Origin of the sequence: Bacillus cereus G9842, from assembly GCF_000021305.1 — a bacterium.
Classification (GTDB): domain Bacteria; phylum Bacillota; class Bacilli; order Bacillales; family Bacillaceae_G; genus Bacillus_A; species Bacillus_A thuringiensis_S.
Map to the genome: position 1 here is coordinate 2,505,593 of NC_011772.1, position 22,282 is coordinate 2,527,874.

A 22,282-nucleotide genomic window follows, 5' to 3' on the forward strand; every position below is an offset into this window, starting at 1 on the left:
TTATAAAGAAATGAGGTGTCAAAATGAGCTCTTTCAAATTTAACAATGAACGTAAAAATTATATTCAAATTGCAAAAGGTTGGAAAAGACCAACTTGGGCACCATTGAAACGGAATTTCCTAAGTACCCCAGGATATCCAGGGGCGAGGTTATTAAATACACAAACAGAAATGCGTGTTTTATCAATTCCTGTAGGAATCATAGTTCCTGATGATGCAGATTTAGAAATGGTAAAAGAAGAAATTGCAAGTTGGTTAATAACGGATCAACCAGTAGAGCTTATTTTTGATGTAGAACCAAATAGAACATATTTAGCAGTTGTGGATGATAGTTTTGATCTAGATGAATTTGTAACACTTGGAATAGGAACTCTTACGTTCATTTGCCCAATGCCATATAAGTTAGGTCCTATACAAAGTAAAACCCTTGCTATTGAGAACAGTGATTTAAAGTCTAACTTTATTAACAAAGGATCTGTAGAGTCTAATCCAATTATTGATATAACTGTAGGAGCAAAGAGTCCTTTTCTTGATGTATGGAATGGCGACGAATACTTTAGGCTAGGTTATCCAGTTCCAGTACAGACGGTTGTGGTGTCTAGAGAGGAACGTATTTTATGGGATGAAATGACTGACTTAACTAAATGGACACCGTATACTCAAAAAATCGGTTATATTCAGCCCGCAGGTAGTTTTAAAATATGGCAAGGTTACGCATTCTATGCTGAAGATTATGGTAGTGGTACCGCTTGGCATGGACCTGTAATGACTAGAGCAATTCCTCAAGATGCTACTGATTTTATTTTAGATTGTCAATTCACAATACGTTCTAATAGAATTGGTCAGATGGGTTCTGTAGCTGTATTCCTTCTAGGAGACAATGACGAAGTTATGACAATGCTAGATTTAACAGATTACTACAATACCATGCAGAACATTAACGCTAGAGTTGGTGTAGGTTGGATGGAATCTGAAGTCAATAAAGATAACTATAGAATTATCGAATCTACAGGTGGTATTCGTGAAGGATCGTTCAATGACTTTAGAGGTCATTTGTCAATGAAACGCGAGGGCAACAAGTGGTTTGCTAAAGCATCTAAATACAGAACGAATACAGAGATTGATAACGATACTGAATTAGATTATTGGATAGACGTAAGTAATACATCAAAATATACAAGTATGAAGCCAAAGAAAATAGCTGTAGCAGTTACTAAATACGGAAATAATGATGCGATGGAAGTCGCGTTTGTTGAAGACGTTAAGTTTTACAAGATTAATCATTTCGATAAAGATGTAACACCTTATATTTTTGATATAGGAGATAAAATTCAAATAGATACAGAAAGATCATTAGTAACAATCAATGGAACAAATGCAATTGCACTAAAAGATATATTTAGTTCATTCCCTGTTATAAAAAGGGGGAAAAATGAAGTTATAATACGTCCAGCAAATGTAGGAATAGCGAAATTGACGTATAGGGAGCGATTTAGATGAGTGCACCAAGTGGAGACTTACATGTTGTTGATTTTAAAACAAATCAAATCGTTTCAGCTGTACAACCTAAAGACTATTGGGATGACAAACGACATTGGGAAATCAAAAATAATATCGATACTCTAGAGTTTAGGGTATTTGAGAATACAGATCATGCAGCAACACTTGTACAACAAAATTTAGTATTAAAAGAAGTACGTGGCGGCAGAATCGTTCCTTATGTCATTACAGAAACGGAAAAGGATTCTAAAGATAGATCATTAATGGTTTATGCATCTGGTGAATGGATTCAGCTTGCTAAGGCAGGAATTATTGAGCCGCAAAAAATAGAAAGTAAAACATTGAAACAATGTATGGAAATAGCTCTTAAAGGGACGAAGTGGAAAATAGGTAAAACCGAACATGATGGAGCGCATTCAATGGTAATTGAAGAATTTACTGATCCATTGGATTTGCTTAAGAAAATTGCCGCTTCATTTGAATTAGAAATTCAATATCGCGCTGAAGTTGTTGGTTCTAAAATTGTTGGACGCTATGTGGATATGGTTCAGAAACGAGGGCGAGATACAAGAAAAGAAGTAACCTTTGGTAAAGATTTAATAGGAATTAAACGAATTGAGAACTCTCAAAACATTTGTACAGCCTTATTGGGTTTTGTAAAAAAAGAAAATGGAGAATTTATTACAATCTCATCCATAAATAAGGGTGTTCCTTATCTTGTGGATGATGCAGCTTACCAACGCTGGAATGAGAACGGAAAACATAAATTCGCTTTCTATACTCCGCAAACAGATGATCAAAATATGTCTCCAGAGAGACTTTTAACTTTAATGAAAACAGAAATGAGTAAGCTTGTGAATGCTTCCGTTTCTTATGGAGTCGATGCACAAAATATAGCAAGAATACCTGGTTTATCGCATGAAGAAATCAATGAAGGAGATACAATTCGAATTATAGATGAAGGGTTTACACCTAAGCTATATCTTGAAGCTCGTGCTATTGCTGGTGATGAATCTTTTAAAGATCCTACACAAGATAACTATGTATTTGGTGATTATCGTGAAATCGTTGATCAAAATGATGAGTTGCGAAGGTTGTATCAAAAGATATTAAGTTCATTGTATGACAAGGTTCCACAAGAGTTATTTGACCAATTAAATAATAGAGTAAAGGAACAAAACAAAGACATCATTGATGCTAAAGATAAAGCTGATCAGGCACAAAAAGAAAGTCAAACAGCAAAAGATTTGGCAGAAACAACGCAGAAATATATAGAGCAGAATATGGTTGATATCATCGAACAACCAACAGCCCCTACTGAAAATTTACGTGATGGAAAAACTTTATGGATAGATAGTTCTGATCCTGAAAATAAGGTGCAGAAACTTTGGAAAGGTGGTCAATGGCAAAGGGTTACTCCGGATACAGGACCATTAAAGCAAAGTATTAAAGATGTTAAGGAAGATATTGAAACAGCTAAAACAGAATTGAATCAAAAGGTTCAAGAAGCACAGGGGCAAGCGACAGGACAATTCAACGAAGTAAAGGAAAGCTTACAAGGTGTGAGCCGTACAATTTCTGATGTACAAAATGAACAAGGTAATATTAATAAAAAAGTAACTCAAATAGAGCAAAACGCAAATGGATTTAAGACTTCTATTGAATCGTTAACTAAGAAAGATACTGAAATCAGTAATAAATTAAATACAGTCGAACAAACCGTAGAAGGCACAAAAAAGACGATTTCTGATGTGCAGCAAACAACAAGTGAGCTTAAGAAAACAACAACTGAAATTAAAGAAGAAGCTGGGAAAATCAGTGAGAAGTTAACGAGTGTAGAGACCAAAGTTAATAACACTAAAATAGGTGGACGAAATGTTGTTCTCGGCACATCAATTCCAGCAAGTTTAATTGGTAATAATACAGCCAATCAAACTTTAAGTATTTATAACTTTGCAGGTGGTGATTCTAGTTCAATTATAGATAAGGAAATTTGTGTTTCCTTTGATTGGAAAGTTGAAGGTACAACGACACCATCGGGTACTATGTATATGCAAGGGAGTAATCCATGGCCCCTTATTGCATCCAAAATTACATTTTCCCCTCAAAACTTAAGCGGAAAATATTTGGGTGTAATCACGATTAGTGGTAGTGCTTTTAAGGCTGTAAATATGAGATTAGATAATTTCACAACTGGAGCAAAAATTACTGTATATAATTTTCAAATTGAAATAGGCAATAAAGCTACCGACTGGACACCAGCACCTGAAGATCAAGTAACAACTGATGAATTCACCAAGAAAACAACTGAGATTGAAAAAAGTGTGGAGGGAGTTACCTCTACTGTATCAACTGTTCAAAAAAATCAAGGTACAATGCAATCAACACTTAATAAAGTAGAACAGTCCACAAACTCAAATTCTCAAAGTATTACATCATTATCGCAAACACAAGGGCAACAAGGGGCGATTATTCAACAAAACACGAGTGATATCACACAGTTGAATAATCAGATGAAATCTAAAGTGTCGGATACACAAATGCAGGAATATGTAGGTGGGTTAGGAAGCACGAACTTACTATTTAATGCTGCATTTGAAGACCGAGTAATAAACGCTTCCACAGGAGCTGTAACAAATACAACCCCAAGTACAACGAAATGGAGCATTGTAGGTACAGGTTCAGGGATTACTATAGTTCCTGAGAGTGCTAGACATCATGAAGGTTACAATTCTGTCAAAATTACAGCTACAGGTCAAACTTCTAGTAAGTGGTCTGGTATCATGCAACGTGTCCCAGCTGTACAAAATGGCGGTGATTATGTATTCTCCGCTTGGGTATACGTTCAGGATAAGAATACACTTGATAATGGTGGAGCGATTAAACTTCAATTCTTTAATGGGGCAAATGCAGTTTCAACATTTGTACAAACCGAGTTTAAAGATTTATTAGTCAACAATTCTTGGGTACTAGTATCTGTTAAAATTACTTCTCCTAACGTAGCGGTAACGCATTTACAAGGTGATATATGGGTTAGACAGAACGGTACAATTTGGGTATCTCAACCCCAATTACAACAAGGATCTACTCGTTCTACATTCATGGAGAACCCAAAAGATTACGCCAACTATGACCAGCTTGTTGGTGAGATTGCTAAAAAAGTAGCTACTAGTGATTTTAACAATAAAGTCACTCAAATGGAGACTACAATCAATCAGCAATCTAATCGTATTGACTTAAAAGCAGAAGCTACAAATGTTTACACGAAAACAGAAGCGGACGGTACATTTGGAAGCAAAGCTATTGTAGAATCTCATAGTTCTCAGTTATCTGTAATGAGTAATGAAATTAGTACAAGAATTAAAGCTGGTGAAATAGCTTCCGCAATTAACCAAACAGCTCAAGCTGTATTAATTCAGGCTAGGAAGATTTATCTTGACGGATACATTGAAGCAAAACACTTAAGAGCTCAAGAATTAGTAGGGATTACTATCAAAACAGCACCACAGGGTTCTAATAATAACCACATCCGCTTAAATGCACAGGACATGACTTTGTATGGAAGTGGCGCTAATCGTGCTTATTTGGGATTTATGGAGACGCCAAATGGAAGTATTCAACCTTCACTCGTCCTTGGTTCTGACAATATTAAATACAGGGGTACAGGATCGTTTTATATTTATCAAGTCATGCCGCGAATTAATGGAGTCGATCAACCTTCTAAAGCGTATGCAAAATTTGGGGTTTCTAAAGGAGAAAATGCAGAAGGAACTAATATTTGGTCAAATTATATTCAAATGCAGAATGACGGTGGACATCTGAGCGTATATTCAGATGGACAATTTCGTTTTCAAAACTTGAATGATATTATTTTTGAATCTGAAGGATGGGCTCCAGGATATGGTTACTTCTCTGTAACTACAACTGAACCGCATATTTTTAACAATAACAAGGGACAGTTTACTTTCAAAAGAAAAGGCAGTGACTATAAAATACATTTCATAAACGGCGCCACCGATCATGATTTAATCATGGGTAATGCAATGATAAGATCAAGTTTTGTACAAGGTTATAACAATGGCTTGCAGATTAAAGATATGATGGGCCAAGGATGGAAAGATATAGAATTAAGAACACTACGAGCGCAAGAGAATGTAAATGCCAATGGTCAAATGTGGGCGAAAGCATTTAACCCTACGTCAGCTAGAAATATGAAAGAAAATATAAAAGATATTCCTTTCTCAGCTCTTGATAAAATCATGAACTTAGCTATCAAACAGTACAATTTCAAGGACGATATGTATGATCTGTATCAAATGCGTGTGAACAAGCCAGAAGAAAAAACAGAACCATATACAACTAAAGAAATTGAAACGTATTTCGGTATGATTGCAGACGATACGGATGCTATATTTACAGATAAAGAGAAACGGGCCATTAATTTATATAATACTGTTTCAATCTTTATTGCAGCTTTCCAACAGCAGTATCATCAATTTAACGAAGAGTTAACTACTGTTAAAAGTGAGAATAAACAACTAAAAGAGCAAGTTGCAACACTAACAAACGATGTGTCTACATTAAAAGAATTAGTACAAAAATTAATAAACGTGAAACCAGAGCAGCCATAAGCTGGTCTTTTTTTATTATCTAAAAAAGGAGAGGAAAAGATGGATCGTATTGATGTATTATTAAAAACCTTTATTGCCACTTTTGGTGGCTTCTGTGGGTATTTCTTGGGAGGATGGGATGCAACATTGAAAGTTCTAGTAATCATGGCAGCTATCGACTATATCACAGGAGTAGTCGCAGCAGGATACAACGGAGAGCTAAAAAGTAAAGTTGGTTTCAAAGGCATCGCCAAAAAGGTGGTGCTTTTTCTTTTGGTTGGAGTGGCGACCCAGCTAGATGTGGCACTTGGAAGTAATAGTGCTATTCGAGAAGCAACAATTTTCTTCTTTATGGGTAATGAATTACTTTCACTTTTAGAAAATGCTGGTCGAATGGGTATTCCGTTGCCACAAGCTTTGACAAATGCAGTTGAAATTTTAGGTGGTAAACAAAAACAAGAAGAGAAAAAGGGAGATGTTCAATAATGGAAATCAGAAAAAATTTAGTTGATGCAAGCAAATATGGTACTAAGTGTCCTTATACAATGAATCCAGAATTCATTACTGTCCACAATACCTATAACGATGCTACAGCAAATAACGAAGTGGCTTATATGATTCGTAATGACAACCAAGTATCGTTTCATATTGCGGTAGACGATAAAGAAGCTATACAAGGTATTCCTTTAGAGCGTAACGCTTGGCATTGTGGTGATGGTGGTGGTAACGGAAATCGTAAATCTATTGGAGTTGAAATTTGTTACTCTTTAAGTGGTGGAGATCGATATTATAAAGCTGAAGATAATGCAGCTATCGTTGTAGCTCAATTAATGAAACAGTACAACATTCCAATCAGTAAAGTTCGTACACATCAATCATGGAGTGGAAAGTATTGTCCTCATCGTATGTTAGCAGAAGGACGTTGGAATAGCTTTATTGAAAGAGTCCAAAATGCATATAACGGTGGAGGTAATAATGTACCCCAAACTCCTATTCCACCGTCATCTAGTGGGACAGGTATTGCATATATTGAGGGGAATAATGTTAACCTTCGTAAAGGACCTGGTACTGGATACGGGGTTATTCGTCAATTAGGGAAAGGAGAATGCTACCAAGTATGGGGTGAGTTAAATGGGTGGCTAAACTTAGGTGGCGATCAGTGGGTATATAATGATTCATCATACATTCGTTATACAGGAGAAAATGCACCAGCACCTTCTAAACCTTCAAATGATGGCATTGGTGTAGTAACTATTACTGCTGATGTGTTACGCGTTCGTACTGGTCCAGGAACTAACTATGGCGTCGTGAAAAATGTGTACCAAGGTGAGAAATATCAAGCGTGGGGATATAGTGACGGTTGGTATAATGTTGGCGGCGATCAATGGATTTCTGGTGAATATGTGAAGTTTGAAAAGTAAAACATACTATCTAACAGCAAATGAAGCCTATGTGTATGTAAAGTAATTAAAAAGCTGAAAATAATTAGTCAGCTTTTTAATTACTATAATCTAGCATCTATCTAAAAATATTAATTTTCTGAATTTTCAATAAAAATGATTAGATTATACCAACTTAATGATAATGATTAAAGAGACTACTATAGAACCCAAACATTAATAGAAGAAAGACATATACAGGTATTATGAGTTTGAAAATTTTATAAACTCTAAAATCTTATAAAAAGAGGAGCATAAAACATGAGCGAACAATGTCCAATTAATGTACCATGTCAGGTAGCAGGGCAAACCCAAACACCATTAAGTGATGAGACTGCAACACCAATTGTTACTCCAGGAGCACCCATTGTAAAGATTCCAGTTGTATTAGCTGAAAGAACGCTTCAAATTGTTGTAGAGTCCGATATTTCATTAGAGCCTCCAGCAGTTGAAATTAAACGCATATTAAAAAACGTATTTTTAACACAATGTAAGTTAGTGCCTGTAGCATTTGTACCAGTACCAGGTACACCTTACCGACGAGTTACAAGAGCAAAATTATTTGTACAAGGCTATATTCGTAAAAATATTGAATATGCAAATAACGAGTGTAATGGAGTTCTATATGATCGTATTGCAAATGTTCCATTTTCTGGTTTTGCAGATCTGACAGAAGGTGATTTTCTATCATTAGCTTTAGTAGCTTCTTCTTCGGACACTACTTCTCATTTTATAAATCCTAAAAACGGTGATTTACCACGTCTAGACAAATATTTCTTTGAAAATGCAGTTTTTTATAACGAACAACCTTATTGTGAATTAGTAAGCGCTCAATTTTTTGAATTAGACTTTTCACCTTGTTCTACAGAGCTAAACGAACCATTTGATACGCTTCGTGAAAAAATTGTACTAGATCTTACTTTAAAAGTTTTACAAGTACAACAAGTACAAGTAGCACTATAAAAATAAAAAGAAATTGTCTTTTTAACAAAGACAATTTCTTTTTATTTTTATACAACATATATAATGATGAAATGGGCACATACAAAAAACAAATTTTTTGAATTTCATCAGACGGGGGGATGGTGATGAAAAATCCATGGATTGGTAAGGGAATATGGGATGAAATTTACAAGTATAAAAACCTGAATATACAAGATAATTTACACGAAAAAAGAGGTAAAAAAGAAGAAGTACCACCTGAATTAAAGGAAGAAGGTCAAGCGTCTGGATCACAAATAGGACCTTTAATACGCTCACTGGTGGTCAAAACTCCATTTTCTATTTTTTCAGAAGTAACTAGTTTTAAAATATTTCCAAAAATAAATGTAAAAAATCAAGAAGCATTTGTATTTAGGAATGAAAAAGGTGTAGAAGGGCGTGAATTAGATTGTAAGTTATTAAATACAGTGCAACAATATCATTCGGATAGTTATTGTAAATTAGTTTCTTTAAATCTTCATGAGAAGAGAGTTCATTTTGAATTATATAACAAAAAAAATAAAGGGAATAAAGAAGAGAATAAGGTAGAGGCATCTTCATGGATTCCTATTCACAGTATAATATTAGAGAGTGAAAATGGGGAAGACGTAAATAATTTTATTACAGCGAAACTACCAATAGAAATAGGAAGATATAAAGGTGAAATTAGTTTACGAGAAAAGGTTGTATTTAAAGAAAAAGTCATAGGGATAAAAGAGGTTGAACAGGAGATTATTTTGACAAAAACCGAATTTTTAATACCAAAGGTAAAAAAGAATGGGCAAAATACACTTAAAGTTGAAAAAGGGAGCTTATTGGTAGAAGGGTATATATATCAATGTATTCAATACATATCAGAACAAAGTACACTTCATGATAATGAGCATCAGTTAATACAAAATATTGTATTGGAGTTAATCATTCAAGTAATACAAGAACAAGAAGTACAAGTGCGAATTAAATAAAAATAATTATATTCCCTCGATTAACTGATTATTTTTATTCGTAGTGTATCGATGGGTATTCTTTTGTAAATCATTCAGTGCTGCAAACTAATTGTTAAATGGTATATCCTTGATAAATTCAATTTTACATTGTTACTAAATAGTATGAATCTCCTCTGGTTTATGTTTTAAAAAAGTGCTAACAAGTTTGCAAACGAACTTGCTAACACTTATACAGAATAGACATAAATTATCGCCGATATGTCGTCTTTGAAAATAGCTTTAATCAGTTACATCATACTTATACGAAATGCTCATAAAAACAGTCTTAATATCAAGAATATAATCATCCAGATATTCCTTTACTTTTCAGACGAAAACGAGGGATGATATTGATTTCTACCCCAGAGTTTGCATCAAATAATAAAAAAATACGGTTTGTAAAACTAAAAATGCAACAAGCTACAACCGGCATGAAATGGATTAAGATATTTAGAAATTTAAAAGATGATTTTCAAATAGGTGGAGATTTGGATTTAGACCATATTCTCCAATATCCGAAAGATTATATTGTCGGGGAAAATAAAAGGGTGTTATTTCCATACAATGAAAGAATATATAAAGTCCAAGGTACTAAAATAGAACCAGGTATAAAAGTAAAGGAAAGAGAGTATTTATTTAAAGAATTCCAGCGTAAATTCTCTTATTTCACAATACTTCCAGAATGTAAAAAGGTAGCAACAAATAACAAAAATGAATTATTTCCTTTATTTGCACCAAAAGGATTAGAGACATTAACATTAGAAGTTTGGTCTGAAAATATAGCGCTGGAAATAGAACAAGCATTACTTGATAGCGAAATTGTTTTGACTAAAATTGGTGAAAATTCTTATGTATTGAATACAGATTTCCCAGTATTATTAAAGATTGTGAGATACAATATTGAAAAGGTGTTACAAAATCCATATAAAATGCAATATTGTCAAAAATATAAAACAAATCTTGTAGATGATGTTACGAAAGCTGTCTATGCTACCGCGGGTGAGCGCAGTGATGCGACATTAGCATTAATCGCAATGAAAAATTGTGATGGACGCGAAAAAATTGATCCAAAACAAATCATTAGAGAGGGATTTGCACGAACAAATCGTATTTCAACATTTATTAATTTATTTATAGGCCAAAGTGTATCTCGTAAAACAATTGTAAATAGTGTTTTTAGTCTATTAGAACAAAAAGGATTTTTGAAGCGTAGTTGGAATAAGATAAATTTACCTTGTACATATGTTAATTTATCAATTGAACGAATATCGAAATTTGATTTCTTACCTATTCTTTCAAAAATAAAAGGAAAAGAAATTTTATATAAATTATATGGGAATACAGAGTGGCAAAAGATTGATTACGTATTATTAAATATAAATAAACATAATGCATTTTTATCACAACCATCAAAGAGAAATGATATGGGGGCTCTTTTTAAACAATATGTTTTCGAAACATTAATGGAAATTGTACAATATGCAAAAGAACAAAATGAACAAGTTTACTTCATTGTAGATGCAAATTTGAGAAAATATTGGATAAAAGAGTTACAAAATAAAGAAATTAATACAGATATTTTACCTGATATTGTTCCAGAGGTATTAAAGGTTCCCAACTTAAATATTATTAGAATAAATACAGGTTTTGATGTACCAAGCTACGGTGTAATAGAATGTGATGATGCTCTAGATAGAATAGGCTTATATGCAGATCAAAAAGGGATGTATTATAGCACTGGTGAATATTCACTTAATTGTAGTGAAGTTTTTCAGCGATATATAATTGAAATTCTACCATTAGGTGTAAAACCTGTAGAAAGGGATTATATCGCTAAAATGATACATTACATGTGCTGTAATTCTAGTATGCTTTCGAAAAAGAATGTACACATGACATATTCCGTACATATGGAAAAAGTAATAAAGAGTTATATTACTGACATAGATGCAAGAGAATTTAAAGAATTTGATGATGAATTGGATGTAGATGTAGTAAAAGTAGAAAAGAAAGATTCAATTATTCTACTTTAAATACTAGTAAACAAATCCTGCTCGTTATATCGATCAGGATTTGTCATTTTTTTATGCAAATAAGGATATCATTTGTCAAGTATCTTTTCGTTTACATATTTACTTTATGTGCAGACAGGATTAATATGTTTTTTAGAAATACAAAAACTATACCAAATGGAAAAGCGATTTTTATTAATTGAAAAAATTTGAAAGGAATGGGGAATGGTGAAGAAATTAGATGTGCTCTTAATGCTACTGAGCGTCCTCTTTCCAATTGCAGGACTTACAAAGCAAATCCCTCTAGAACAATCTGTATATATTGGAGGGCTTTTATTTTTTACTAGTTTCGGTAGTTATTTTGCTAAAAAGATGTATTCACGTATATGCAGCTGGATAGCGTATGCGCCATTTATAACATTACTGTTAGTTATTTGGCATCAGGATATTACAACAAGCTCAATCATAGCAAATGCGAAAATTGCTGCATGTGTCGCGTTAATTCCATGTTTATTTCGTTTTCGTACATATGGACTTACTTTGGGATTATTCTCATTATGGGCCGCTTTACTATGGGATATAAAAGAAGTACAGTCGTTAGTCATACTTGAACGCATGACGAGTTTAATGACAAGCCATTATGTATATATATTAATATTAATTGGAGGACTTGTATTAGGAGGATTACTTGCGATGTTCATTCACCGCAAAGAGAAAGATAATAATAAAGAAAATATAAATCTACTTGGACCAAAAAAGAAACGCAAAAGATTATCATTTAAGATTCGTCTTCCGAGATTACCGAAATTAAAGATGAAACTATTTAAGTTTGGTGGGAAAGAATCTAAAAGTAAAATTCCAGAAAAGATACATGAGCATAAGTACGAAGAACCAGTTGCAACATATAAAATGACAGAGAAAATAGATCCATACAAAGAAAATGAAGTTCAAGGTCAAACAAGGATGGAACGCCGAAGAAATAGGTTTAATGCATAATGAAGTTTAATAACCCCGTAATGACTTATCTTAATATTGATAAATCATTACGGTTTTTTTATGTAATTAAATAAAGGTTGCTAATGAGGGGGGGGATAGCATATTTTATAGGTGAGAAGTTAAATAAAATAAGGGGAGGATAAAATGCTTATCATTACATATATATCTGCTTGTATATTATTCTTAGTTAGCTTTTTATATGTATATTGGGGTTTCGGAGGTAATTGGGGGACAAATAGTGTTATACCAACTAAATCAGGGGAAAAGGCGTTTACACCTCGTGCCGGAATGACATTGTTCATTGCATTATTATTAAGTATGGCAGCGATAATTTTGTTGCAACAAGCAAATATTGTTCATTTTGCAGTTCCTAATGTTATTATTCAAGTCGGTTCCTGGATTTGTATGATCGTCTTTTCTATTAGAGTAATTGGTGAGTTTAATTATTTTGGTATCTTTAAACGACAAAAAGATACGCACTTCGCTAGAATGGATACTGGTTTATATATTCCACTTTGTGCATTTTTATCTTTATCTTTCTTATTAGTAATAATTTTGTGAGTAAATAATAGTAGTTTCTTTTCTCAAAATATATGTAAACGTGAGAAATCCAAGAGTAAATAAAAAAAGGGTGTAAGCGCCTTCTTGTCGAAATGTAAATTATTATGAAAGGCGGTGACACTATGAAGTATGTAAAAGTTAGTATGAATGGTGGAAGTGAACACAAATTTTCAATGACTTTAGATCGGTTTGAAGAACTTATTACTACAGAGAATGGGATATTAGAAAATAAATTAGTATGTATTGAAAATGTAATGATTAATCCTACTAATATATCTTCTGTAGTTGAAAAAATTGGTGTACCGGCTAAGTTTATGGAAGCTTAAAATCGTTAGATAAAAAACATCCCCAATGGATGTTTTTTAATTTATAAATATGAAATTGTATAGTGAATATTTGAGTAGATTTTTTTAGCAATGACTATGCATATATTAAGTACCTGAACATGGTGCTTAATATATGCACGAAATAATAAGTACAAGCATATATTATGTAGTAGGACAAGATCTTCGTGTCTTACTTAATACTCAGAAAAAACTTCTAATCACATAAGAGCATCCAATTGCAGGGTGCTCTTATTTTTGTAAAAATTTACTGCAAGGCTTATTTTATAGTAGGATGCAAGAATAAAGGGCTATTTTTAAATAATGTTCTTTAGCCTTTAATTTTAAATTTATCTTTAACATTAGTAAATATTAAAAATAATATGATAGCAGAAATTAAGTTAGATAAGTAGAAATCTTGATGAAACAGTAGTTCGAAGATGACATAGAAAGTAACGAATAAGGCGATAACAGGTAGTATGCAAATAAATATAAATCTCCAATTTTTTAAGTAATGTCTATAATTAGTAAGTACTTTCTCCATAAATGTAGCTCCTATATTTTTGTTTTTATATAATTATACATTTAGATACAAGGATTTTCAAAGTAAAAATATTTAGCAATTCAAAAATATAAGGAAAGTATTTGTTGAAAATCCAGATTGCTCTAGCAATCTGGATTTGACTTTAAAGAACTATACTAAAATGATACACTATAATCTACGTTATTTTTGAAATGAATAGAGGGATTTGTGTGATAGATAAAATTAAAAATGCTGTAGAGGATATGTACGAGGATGAGGTTAAAGATTTACTTCAAAGTATTCTCATACAGTTAAACTTATTAAAAGAAAACTATAGTGAAGATACAATTAAAAATTTGATGGATATTCCGAAACAATTAACGAGTAATCCTACTTATAAAAGAAATGTAAAAGAAAGTACGCACGTACATATTGCTTTTGATGATTCAACGGCTGGTTGCTTAACATATATGTTAAGTCAAGAAGAATTATCTGAAGAGAGTGTTGTTGCTTTTTCTGAATTCTTTTCAATTGGACCGATATATAAGTTGCATACGAATGGGGGGCAACTAGCAAGACAGAAGTGGTTAATAAATAATTTAACTGCTTATGATAGTTATTTTGAAGAAGAATATTTATCAAGATTTATAGCAACTATAGAAGAACTACATACTATTCCTGTTGAAACGCCTATTACAATTTGGAAGGCTGATAATGCACATGAACATGTAGGCCTAAGTTTTGTAATGGCACAATTAAAGGATAAGAAAAACATTCGAGTTATTAATACATCTGAAGCAAGTCGAGAAATATTAAAACAAGAGTATGATATTCGTGGAACTGGAGAATTACCACCTGAAAGTTTAGCTCTATTCCAAAAAAGTTTTGCAAAGTTACCTTATTTAACTGAAGAGAAGCGAATGAAGTTTGAACATGAATGGGATAGAATATCGGGAAGCGTAGAATGTTTAAGAGTGTGGAAAGAAAATGAAGTATATTCTGTACAAGAAGATTATTTTGATCAATTTATAATTGAATGCGCGAAAAGTGTGGGTGCTGATCGAGAATTCCTCAAAGCTCCTAGAGTAATTGGTGAAGCACTTGGTCTTGTTGAACAATTGGTTGGAGATACTTTCTTAGAATATCGCTTGAAACAATTAATTAAACAAGAAGTATTTGAATTTGAAGGTTCGTTAGATGAAATGCGTTTTTATAGTGTGAAGTTAAGGAAATAATAAACACCTTCTATTTTTGAAAGGCTCGTATTTTTAATAATACGAGCTTTTTAAGTTGAATTTGGGCTATAACATAAGCTTCCCAGAGAGGGCATATCACATATAAATGTTAAAGGTAATGAATGAAAAGTAGGTGATTTGTTAATATGTATAACCAACAAAATTATCCATATGATCAAGCGATGTATTATAATCCACAAAACTACGGGTATGAATCTGTAGATGAAGCGAGAGATATGGAACAAGAAGATTACAGACCAGATGATGCGGAAGATGCTCCAACGTCACCACCGCCGTCGCAAGCTCCGTCGTTACCGTCTACCTTTGCGTCTCCATCTCAAGCGGGCAATATGAAATCATGGATGTGTAATTGTCTAGGAAGATGGGGCTATTTACGTTTACATCGTCCTGGTCCTTTCGGAAGGGACTTATGGTTCTTTCCGACTGAAGTGAGAAGAAACGGAGTATCAGGTTACACTTGGCAAGGTGGTCGTCGTCGTAAAGTAAGTTATCGCTATCAACAAATTAGTAATTTTATGTGCTTCGCATAAAGAGTAGTGGGAGAGTGAAACGATTTTACTCTCTCACTTTTTTATTTTTCAATATACGAAGTAAGATTTTGGTTAAAAATTTACAATTTTCACGTTTTTATTAGAGTATAATGCATATGTTGGGTTGGTTTTCAAAAACAAATGAGAGTGAGGGAATACAATGTCAATGAAAAACAAGGTTGGACTAAAAATAGAGGAGGGCATTAATTTAGCTTCAGCTCAATTTAAAGAAGATGCGTATGAAATTTATAAAGAATCTAGAAAAATGCAACCTATCTTATTTGTGAATAAAACTGAACTAGGTGCGGAATGGCTTATCACAAGATATGAAGATGCTTTGCCACTTTTAAAAGATAGTCGCTTAAAAAAAGATCCAGCCAATGTATTTTCTCAAGATACATTGAATGTGTTTCTTACTGTTGACAATAGTGATTATTTAACTACTCATATGTTAAATTCAGATCCACCTAACCATAATCGTTTACGATCACTCGTACAAAAAGCTTTTACACCGAAGATGATCACGCAATTGGAAGGAAGAATACAGGATATTGCAGATGATTTGTTAAATGAAGTCGAGCGAAAGGGTTCATTAAATCTTGTTGATGATTATTCGTTCCCTTTACCGATTATTGTAATAAGTGAAATGCTTGGCATTCCAAAAGAAGATCAAGCGAAATTTAGAATTTGGTCTCATGCTGTCATTGCTTACCCAGAAACACCAGAAGAAATAAAAGAAACTGAAAAGCAACTATCTGAGTTTATTACATATCTTCAATATTTAGTTGATATTAAACGAAAAGAGCCAAAAGAAGACTTGGTGAGTGCTTTAATACTTGCAGAGAGTGAAGGGCATAAACTTAGCGCTCGGGAACTATATTCAATGATAATGTTACTAATTGTGGCGGGACACGAGACAACGGTAAATTTAATAACAAATACGGTATTAGCGCTCCTCGAAAATCCAGATCAATTACAGTTATTAAAAGAAAATCCAAAATTAATTGATGCCGCTATTGAGGAAGGACTACGATATTATTCTCCAGTTGAGGTTACAACTTCAAGATGGGCAGATGAACCTTTTCAAATTCACGACCAAACAATTGAAAAAGGAGATATGGTTGTCATTGCCTTAGCTTCTGCAAACCGTGATGAAACTGTATTTGAAAACCCAGAAGTATTCGATATTACTCGGGAAAATAATCGTCATATTGCCTTTGGTCATGGTAGCCATTTCTGCTTAGGCGCTCCACTTGCTAGGTTGGAAGCAAAGATTGCTATTACTACTTTGTTTAATCGAATGCCTGAACTACAAATAAAAGGGAATCGTGAAGAAATTAAATGGCAAGGTAACTATTTAATGCGTTCTTTAGAGGAATTGCCTTTAACTTTCTAGAATAGTAAAAGGAGACATGCATACATCGAAAATGATTTACATAGAGTATGTATGTGTTATTTAAATTCGAAACGGAAGGGTGAAGACATCCCAATGATCAACTAATTCTATTTGTAAGAGATCTTCGTTAAAAAACGAAATATTCTTCTGAATAGGGTTAGTCTGTACATTTATAGAAAAGGGATGTATTTCGCTCTGCGAATATATAGTCTTTTTATATGATTTGTGCTGCCTCCTGTTCAGAACATGAAATAGGAGGCTTTTTTATGTCGACAAATGTAGTAACGAAACAAAACAATGGGGTATCACAAGTATTAAAAAATCGGTTTGTTCAAGGGATTTTAGCATCAGCATTATTTTTACAAATAGGAATATGGGTTCGAAACTTTGCGGTATTACTATATGTAATGGAAATGACAAAAGGTGATGCTTTTGCTATTTCGATGATTTCAGTTGCTGAATTCGCTCCAATTTTTATTTTTTCATTTATTGGCGGTACTTCTGCTGATAGGTGGAAGCCAAAGAAGACAATGATATGGTGTGAGACGTTAAGTTCCATTTCAGTATTCGCTGTATTAATTACGCTTATGTTTGGAACGTGGAAAATTGTGTTTTTTGTGACACTCATCTCTGCAATCCTTTCACAGTTTTCACAACCATCTGGAATGAAGTTGTTTAAACAACATTTATCAACGGAACAAATTCAATTAGCAATGTCTATATATCAAACGATATTTGCAATATTTATGGTATTAGGACCAATCCTAGGGACATTTATCTTTCATAGTTTTGGAATTTATATTTCAATCATCATAACAGGCATCTCGTTTGTACTTGCGGCAGTTGTATTGTTATTTCTTCCGAAAGATCTTGAAAACGACGTAGAAAAGAAAGATATCACTCTGTTGCAGGAGATGAAGGACGGTATTAAGTATGTCAAAAAGAAAAAAGCATTAACTTTGCTGGGGCTTTGTTTTATGGCTGCAGGACTAGGTATAGGATTAATTCAGCCATTAGGTATATTTATTGTGACTGAGCAGTTAGGATTATCAAAAGAGAGTTTACAGTGGCTACTAACAGTAAATGGTGCGGGAATGATTGTTGGCGGGGCATTAGCGATGGTATTTGCGAAAAACGTTGCTCCGCAAAAGATGTTAATTATCGGTATGCTTGGTCAAGCAATTGGTATTAGCATTATAGGGTATTCTACAAATTTATGGGTTACACTTACAGCGCAGCTTTTTAGTGGTTTAGCTCTTCCTTGTATCCAAATTGGTATTAATACGCTTATTATTCAAAATAGCGATACCGATTTTATAGGTCGTGTAAATGGTATTTTAAGTCCGCTATTTACCGGTTCAATGGTAGTAACGATGAGTATAGCTGGCTCATTAAAAGAGATGTTTTCATTAAGTATGATGTATGAAGGGACGGCTTTACTTTTTATAATTGGATTATTGTTTATTATACCTATATACAATTTAAAGCCAGTAATAGCGATAGAAAGTGAAATAAGTGGTAAAGGAAGTGCTGTACAGAATGAATCCTAATCCAAATATTAAATACCCTATTGAAGGAAATCAAAACGTTCAATTTATAAAAAATACAATAACAAAATCTAATATACTTGTTGGTGACTATTCTTATTATGATGCGAAAGATGGAGAAAAATTTGAAAATCGAGTATTACATCATTATGAATTTCTTGGAGATCGCCTTATTATTGGAAAGTTTTGTTGTATTGCATCTGGAGTTAACTTTATTATGAACGGAGCCAATCATCGGATGGATGGATTTTCGGCATATCCATTTAATATATTTGGAAATGGGTGGGAGAAGTATACACCTAGTTTGTCTGATTTACCTTACAAAGGTGATACAGTTATAGGAAATGACGTTTGGATTGGTATGGATACAACAATTATGCCCGGAATAAAAATAGGGGATGGTGCAATCATTGCAGCTAAATCTGTTGTGACTAGAGACGTCGCACCATATACAATTGTTGGTGGAAACCCTGCAAATAAAATAAAAGAGAGATTTTCAAATGAAACAATTCAAGAATTATTGCAAATTCAATGGTGGCATTTTGATATTGAAAAAATAACTGGAAATATTGATGCTATTGTACGCGGAGATATTGAACCATTAAGAAAGCTAAAAAGGGAATAAAAAATGGATGACGAATAGTATCATACCTCCGAATTTTGTTAATGATAATAGAACAAGGAGGTGTGATACTATGGCACAAGACGTTTTATGTGAAGTAAACAACTGTAAATTTTGGGCGAACGGTAATAAATGTAGTGCAGAGGCAATTTACGTAGTAAGTCATAAAGGTAAACATGCATCTACAACGGAAGAAACAGATTGCAAAACATTCGATCCAGAAGTGTAAATTGTTTAAGGGTAGCCAAATCGTGGTTGCCCTTTTATTAATGATAGTATTGATAATAAATATCATTTTCATTCATTGATTTTAGCTTTTTTTGTTATTTTTTCATATTTTCTTCATAAGTGATGTAATCCAACTCAATTCATGTTCAATTCGTGATTTACTAAATTCAATGACTTCAGTAATAAAGGGTGAGGTAACCTCTAGAGACTGGATAGCGGTAAGTTGATTATGTAGTACGTTTTGACGTACAGTCAAAATCTCTTTTCTAGCTTCATATTCAAGTTTTTCAAATAGTGCGATACGAACAAGAAATTCTGCATTATTTGTCGCAAGTTTTTCGGGAAACTCTCGTAACATTTCAGAAAAAATTTCTTCTCCTGTTTCTGTTATATCGTACATATTTCGATTTGGTTTTCCAACTTGTTTATGTATTTTTTTCGTTATAGCACCCATATTTTCAAAGCGCCGAAGGGCAGGGTAAAGCATGTTGTGATTTAATTCAAAATTCTCACCTAAACGATTTTGAACATTTTTTTTGATTTCATATCCATGTTTTGGTCCTGTCGTTAATTCTGCTAGTAGTAAAATGTCAACGTACATAAAAATCCCCCTTATATATTTCTCAAGTTCTCTAATGAAAAATCTCCTTTAGTATATGTTAAAATAACATATGATAGTTTATACAACTTTGAACTGCCGACCTATCACTTTTATTGTAAAAGAAAAGGGAGGAAAGAACTATGGCTTCACCTGAAAATGTTATTTTAGTTCATGAAATTTCAAAGCTGAAAACAAAAGAAGAATTATGGAATCCATATGAATGGTATCGTTTGATGAGGGATAATCACCCAGTTCATTATGATGAAGAGCAGGATGTATGGAATGTTTTTTTATATGATGATGTAAATCGTGTTTTATCAGATTATCGCTTATTTTCAAGTAGAAGGGAGCGCAGACAATTCTCAATCCCTCCATTAGAAACTAGAATAAATATAAACTCTACAGATCCACCAGAACATCGCAATGTACGTTCCATTGTTTCTAAGGCATTTACTCCAAGAAGTCTAGAACAGTGGAAACCTCGAATACAGGCTATCGCAGATGAACTTGTACAGCATATCGAAAAATATAGTGAAGTTAATATCGTTGAACAGTTTGCTGCCCTTTTACCTGTTACCGTTATTTCTGATTTATTAGGAGTCCCAACAACAGATCGTAAAAAAATTAAAGAATGGTCTGATATTTTATTTATGCCGTATAGTAAAGAAAAGTTTAATGATCTGGATGCGGAGAAAGAGATAGCATTAAATGAATTCAAAGCATATCTTCTACCGATCGTTCAGGAAAAGAGATATCATTTAACTGATGATATCATTTCCGATTTAATTCGAGCTGAATATGAAGGCGAAAGATTAACCGATGAAGAAATTGTAACCTTTTCATTAGGTTTACTAGCGGCTGGGAATGAAACCACTACAAATTTAATTATTAATAGCTTTTATTGCTTTTTAGTAGATTCACCTGGAATTTATGAAGATTTAAGAAAAACCCCTAGCTTAATTTCAAAAGCGATTGAGGAAGTATTACGCTATCGTTTTCCTGTTACATTGGCCCGGAGGATTACAGAGGATACAAATATATTTGGCCCTTTAATGAAAAAGGATCAGATGATTGTTGCGTGGGTTAGTGCAGCGAATTTAGATGAGAAAAAATTTTCACACCCCTCTCAATTTAATGTACATCGAATAGGAAATGAAAAGCATTTAACCTTTGGGAAAGGTCCTCACTTTTGCTTAGGAGCACCACTTGCACGTTTAGAAGCTGAGATTGCATTAACTACCTTTATAAATGCTTTTGAAAAAATAGAGCTATCTCCATCTTTCTGTTTAGAAAAATGTATATTGGAAAATGAACAAACATTAAAATACTTACCTATTCGATTGAAAGCCAAATAACAATCTCAACAAGGTGCATACATTTGCATCTTGTTTTTTGTTTCTCAATTGTGAGTTTCAGGTAATTACCTTAATATGGAGTTGTATAAAACGTAGAGGAGGATTCCTATGTTGACTTGTAATGGAAGTAAATCATTTCAAAAGTTTATTAAAGGTGTTACAGATCTTATGGAAAACGGTTTATTTGAAGAAGAAATAGTGTGTGGCATTGAAAAGTTACTAGAAGAACTTTTAGAAAAGAAAACATGGCTTCCGTTAGATAAACAGAAGGCGAATTCGACTCAATATGCACGACATTTATTGTATGAGGATCCGCTCAAACGTTTTGAAGTACTAGCTCTCGTATGGAAAGATGGACAATCTACACCTTTACATGATCATGACGGCACATGGGGGGTAGAAGGCGTCTTTTCAGGAAGGATAATGGTGCAGAACTTTATACAAACGAAACAACTTGGAAATTCACTTGTTTATTTAACACATACAGGAAATCTTTATTTGGGAGAAGGAGAAACCGATAAAGTCATTCCACCTGCGGATTGTCATATTCTTGAAATTAGCAAAAAGGAAAGCGTTATCACAATTCATATCTATGGAAAACGGTTAGAAAAGTTTAAAGTATATATCCCAACTGAAGAAAAAAATGTGTACATGTGTGAGACAAAATACATTAGTTATAATTCATAGTTTGAAATCCAAAGCTTTTTAAAAAGAAAAGCTTTGGATTTTATTTTTAATTATTTCTTGACCTGAAACGCTTTTCATAAATTATAAATAAGAAGTACCTCACGAGGATTGTATGAAAACGATACCTAAT

At 33.2% G+C, this 22,282-nt stretch carries 20 protein-coding genes; 18 read left to right on the plus strand and 2 right to left on the minus strand.

The features are described 5' to 3' along the window. The first annotated feature begins 23 nt into the window (after positions 1–23). The 10 genes from BCG9842_RS12515 to BCG9842_RS12560 all read left to right on the plus strand — a co-directional run bounded on the left by BCG9842_RS12515 (position 24) and on the right by BCG9842_RS12560 (position 13,410). Positions 24–1,499 carry a distal tail protein Dit gene (locus BCG9842_RS12515; protein ID WP_000093926.1) on the plus strand — a complete coding sequence of 492 codons (1,476 nt, stop codon included), beginning with the start codon at positions 24–26 and terminating at the stop codon, positions 1,497–1,499. After that, positions 1,496–6,130, plus strand: coding sequence for a phage tail spike protein (locus BCG9842_RS12520; RefSeq protein ID WP_001275796.1), 4,635 nt, complete (start codon positions 1,496–1,498; stop codon positions 6,128–6,130). The genes BCG9842_RS12515 and BCG9842_RS12520 overlap by 4 nt, the downstream gene beginning before the upstream one ends. Before the next feature lie 39 nt (positions 6,131–6,169). Further along, entirely contained in the window at positions 6,170–6,595 is a 426-nt protein-coding gene (locus BCG9842_RS12525; RefSeq protein ID WP_000373890.1) for a phage holin family protein, read from the plus strand. Further along, a complete protein-coding gene (locus tag BCG9842_RS12530) occupies positions 6,595–7,530 on the plus strand; it encodes an N-acetylmuramoyl-L-alanine amidase (RefSeq protein ID WP_000405807.1) in 936 nt (311 codons plus the stop codon). Before BCG9842_RS12525 ends, BCG9842_RS12530 begins: the two co-directional genes overlap by 1 nt. Before the next feature lie 279 nt (positions 7,531–7,809). Next, the gene (locus BCG9842_RS12535) at positions 7,810–8,511 is read left to right on the plus strand and encodes a CsxC family protein (protein ID WP_001294984.1); all 702 of its coding nucleotides are present in this window, start codon (positions 7,810–7,812) and stop codon (positions 8,509–8,511) included. A 125-nt stretch (positions 8,512–8,636) separates the two neighbouring features. Beyond that, positions 8,637–9,494, plus strand: a complete 858-nt coding sequence (locus BCG9842_RS12540) for a BC_2427 family protein (protein WP_000795509.1) — start codon at positions 8,637–8,639, stop codon at positions 9,492–9,494. Positions 9,495–9,865: 371 nt separating this feature from the next. Further along, entirely contained in the window at positions 9,866–11,548 is a 1,683-nt protein-coding gene (locus BCG9842_RS12545; protein ID WP_000626096.1) for an RNaseH domain-containing protein, read from the plus strand. 207 nt (positions 11,549–11,755) lie between these two features. Next, positions 11,756–12,523, plus strand: a complete 768-nt coding sequence (locus tag BCG9842_RS12550; protein WP_015945798.1) for a DUF3959 family protein — start codon at positions 11,756–11,758, stop codon at positions 12,521–12,523. 144 nt (positions 12,524–12,667) lie between these two features. Beyond that, on the plus strand, positions 12,668–13,084 hold the full coding sequence (locus BCG9842_RS12555) for a DUF3995 domain-containing protein (RefSeq protein ID WP_000905580.1): 417 nt from the start codon (positions 12,668–12,670) through the stop codon (positions 13,082–13,084). A 122-nt stretch (positions 13,085–13,206) separates the two neighbouring features. After that, positions 13,207–13,410 carry a hypothetical protein gene (locus tag BCG9842_RS12560; RefSeq protein ID WP_000878369.1) on the plus strand — a complete coding sequence of 68 codons (204 nt, stop codon included), beginning with the start codon at positions 13,207–13,209 and terminating at the stop codon, positions 13,408–13,410. A 328-nt stretch (positions 13,411–13,738) separates the two neighbouring features. On the opposite strand, the gene BCG9842_RS12565 is transcribed toward BCG9842_RS12560, so the two are convergent. After that, positions 13,739–13,951, minus strand: a complete 213-nt coding sequence (locus tag BCG9842_RS12565; RefSeq protein ID WP_000416836.1) for a hypothetical protein — start codon at positions 13,949–13,951, stop codon at positions 13,739–13,741. 209 nt (positions 13,952–14,160) lie between these two features. On the opposite strand from BCG9842_RS12565, the gene BCG9842_RS12570 reads away from it, so the two are divergent. From BCG9842_RS12570 to BCG9842_RS12595, 6 genes are all read left to right on the plus strand, one after another. Continuing rightward, positions 14,161–15,165, plus strand: coding sequence for a DUF1835 domain-containing protein (locus tag BCG9842_RS12570; RefSeq protein ID WP_000565701.1), 1,005 nt, complete (start codon positions 14,161–14,163; stop codon positions 15,163–15,165). Between the two features lie 146 nt (positions 15,166–15,311). Beyond that, a complete protein-coding gene (locus BCG9842_RS12575; protein ID WP_000282691.1) occupies positions 15,312–15,716 on the plus strand; it encodes a hypothetical protein in 405 nt (134 codons plus the stop codon). A 160-nt stretch (positions 15,717–15,876) separates the two neighbouring features. Further along, positions 15,877–17,112, plus strand: coding sequence for a cytochrome P450 (cypA, locus tag BCG9842_RS12580; RefSeq protein ID WP_000062093.1), 1,236 nt, complete (start codon positions 15,877–15,879; stop codon positions 17,110–17,112). Positions 17,113–17,378: 266 nt separating this feature from the next. After that, the gene (locus tag BCG9842_RS12585; RefSeq protein WP_000106407.1) at positions 17,379–18,662 is read left to right on the plus strand and encodes an MFS transporter; all 1,284 of its coding nucleotides are present in this window, start codon (positions 17,379–17,381) and stop codon (positions 18,660–18,662) included. Beyond that, positions 18,652–19,284, plus strand: a complete 633-nt coding sequence (locus tag BCG9842_RS12590; protein ID WP_001069207.1) for a Vat family streptogramin A O-acetyltransferase — start codon at positions 18,652–18,654, stop codon at positions 19,282–19,284. Before BCG9842_RS12585 ends, BCG9842_RS12590 begins: the two co-directional genes overlap by 11 nt. A gap of 70 nt (positions 19,285–19,354) precedes the next feature. Then, entirely contained in the window at positions 19,355–19,510 is a 156-nt protein-coding gene (locus tag BCG9842_RS12595) for a DUF1540 domain-containing protein (RefSeq protein WP_000046095.1), read from the plus strand. Positions 19,511–19,612: 102 nt separating this feature from the next. On the opposite strand, the gene BCG9842_RS12600 is transcribed toward BCG9842_RS12595, so the two are convergent. Beyond that, on the minus strand, positions 19,613–20,110 hold the full coding sequence (locus BCG9842_RS12600; RefSeq protein ID WP_000289121.1) for a PadR family transcriptional regulator: 498 nt from the start codon (positions 20,108–20,110) through the stop codon (positions 19,613–19,615). A 140-nt stretch (positions 20,111–20,250) separates the two neighbouring features. Between BCG9842_RS12600 and BCG9842_RS12605 the strand changes: the two genes are divergently transcribed. Both BCG9842_RS12605 and BCG9842_RS12610 read left to right on the plus strand, forming a co-directional pair. Further along, the gene (locus BCG9842_RS12605) at positions 20,251–21,465 is read left to right on the plus strand and encodes a cytochrome P450 (RefSeq protein ID WP_000168021.1); all 1,215 of its coding nucleotides are present in this window, start codon (positions 20,251–20,253) and stop codon (positions 21,463–21,465) included. Positions 21,466–21,573: 108 nt separating this feature from the next. Beyond that, positions 21,574–22,152, plus strand: a complete 579-nt coding sequence (locus tag BCG9842_RS12610; protein WP_000954440.1) for a cysteine dioxygenase family protein — start codon at positions 21,574–21,576, stop codon at positions 22,150–22,152. Positions 22,153–22,282: the final 130 nt, after the last annotated feature.